The 1,821-nt window shown below is 50.8% G+C and carries 3 protein-coding genes; all 3 read right to left on the bottom strand.

What is annotated here, in order from left to right; genetic code table 11:
• Window positions 1-400 (bottom strand): TMEM175 family protein (locus AC1DYX_RS30820; RefSeq protein ID WP_477265981.1); only part of this gene is annotated, 400 nt, incomplete at its 3' end.
• 49 nt (window positions 401-449) lie between these two features.
• Window positions 450-1,013 (bottom strand): SF0329 family protein, encoded by a 564-nt coding sequence (locus AC1DYX_RS30815; protein WP_477265979.1) that lies wholly within the window; start codon window positions 1,011-1,013, stop codon window positions 450-452.
• 431 nt (window positions 1,014-1,444) lie between these two features.
• Window positions 1,445-1,821, bottom strand: a 377-nt coding sequence (locus AC1DYX_RS30810) for a hypothetical protein (RefSeq protein ID WP_477265977.1), incomplete at its 5' end; no start/stop codon positions are given.

The raw sequence follows: 1,821 nt of genomic DNA, 5'->3' as shown, positions 1-1,821 counted from the left end.
CGTACACGAAGCTCAGTACGTAGCTCATGAACACCGGCCACAGCGGGATCAGCGCGCGGAAATCGGGGTCGTGCGGGACTTTGAGTTCCAGCACCATGATGGTGATGATGATGGCGATGACGCCGTCGCTGAAGGCTTCGAGGCGGTTTTTTCCCATTGCTGCTCCATTGGCTGATCCGTCGATCTTCGTCGATAAGGAATTTTTAGTCACGCATCTTTTGGTGGTGGCGCCGTTAGTGACAGTGCCTACCGTGGGCTCCTTGGAGAAATCGATTGAACAGGTTAGCGCGGGAGCGCCAATCAAGTGGAAGACCTGCGTACTGGAGCTCGTCCTGGTCGATATGGTAATGATGATGGCGATGACAGCGTGGCTGATGGCTTCGAGGCGTTTTTTGCCCATGAATTTTCCACTTGAACTGTTCTACCGAATGATGGCAATACGGTGCTTTTCACGGTACTTGATACGACATCTCTTCAATCTGCAGCCTTGAATCAGCAGCAACGATACCTTCGCAGATGCAACGATAMTCATACATCTTTTTTACTAGCACGCTCTCCCCAGCCTGATCGAAATCTTTCAGGCGCCGCTTTCCGAAGCGCCGGTCCAATATCCCCAAGGCCTTGGTCAGCGGATCTGTCGATCGCAGTGCATCGGCAATCGAAAGATTTAGATATGCAAAAAGCGACTTGTTGAATTCCCAAAGCGGATAAAACTCTTGATAGTTCACGATGCGGTCTGCTTCATCATATGCAGAGTAGTATCCCGCCTGATGTTCAGGGTTTCTGTAGTCAACGCAACCGGAAGTTCTTCTTATCTTGTTGCGCACCTGCCCCGCTTCCACTTCATATGAAAATGTTGCCAAGCTGATGACTCTTTGCCCATCAAAAGTGATCCAGGCTTCGCCATCCTGATCATGTGCATGCCGATAACGTGTAGACCATACTTTTACACGGCCGTGAACGGAAGCCGCGAAGTTGTCTTCAATTCTCTTCTTCAGTTGGCTCCACTTCATAAAATTCCTTCAACGTCAGTGTCGAGTTCACCTGCACATGAGTTTGCGCCGTCGGGCAGGGCCGGCAGCACAGCCAGCGCGCGTGCTCGCACGCGTGCCACTGCTATCTGCCCGGCATATATATATTCACAGCACCATGCTCGCCTGCATGGTTCACCTTGATGATTCGCCCAGCATTGATGCGTGAACTCATGCTGCGGACTGCTCCTGTTGCGGTTGAATGCCGGGACTGCTGAACCCAGCAATCAAGTCGGCCAGCATAGCCCTTGCACGAAACAATGGCCAGCTACGATGAGGAACATGATCGCACGAAACTAAACATCTACATTTACCTGTCATGTCGAAAGCCTCTTTTTTAAGTGGGCGCTTCGCATGCTGAAACTTGTCCTGAGTGAATGCGTACTGAAGCTTGAGTTCCGGCATTTGTTACTCTACCAATTAGCCAATTCAGCGCGTACTGAAGCACGCCCAGTGGGATCTACGATAATCTCGACATTATACCCGTTGGCTTCGAAATAGCCGTTTTCGGCGTACGAGAAGTTTTTTGCCCCTAAGTCGAACCCTATCGCAACGCCCGTCTCACCTTTGGGATGGACATGTAGTGTAGCGGTCTCCCCTGCCGCAATCGATGAAATATGTTGATTGAATCCGGAACCGGAAACTATAACCTCCTGCAGGGCTCGTCCAGATTGATTGGTAATGGAAATTGGCACACCTTGCGAGCATCCGAGCAAGGACGCCATGACGAAGACGAGCACATGGTTTTTGAGACTCACAGGCCAATTGAACATTAAGCTACGTTGTTGGA

The sequence above is a fragment of the Massilia sp. P2_C2 genome (assembly GCF_056404615.1).
This window is presented reverse-complemented; position numbering and strand designations above follow the sequence as displayed.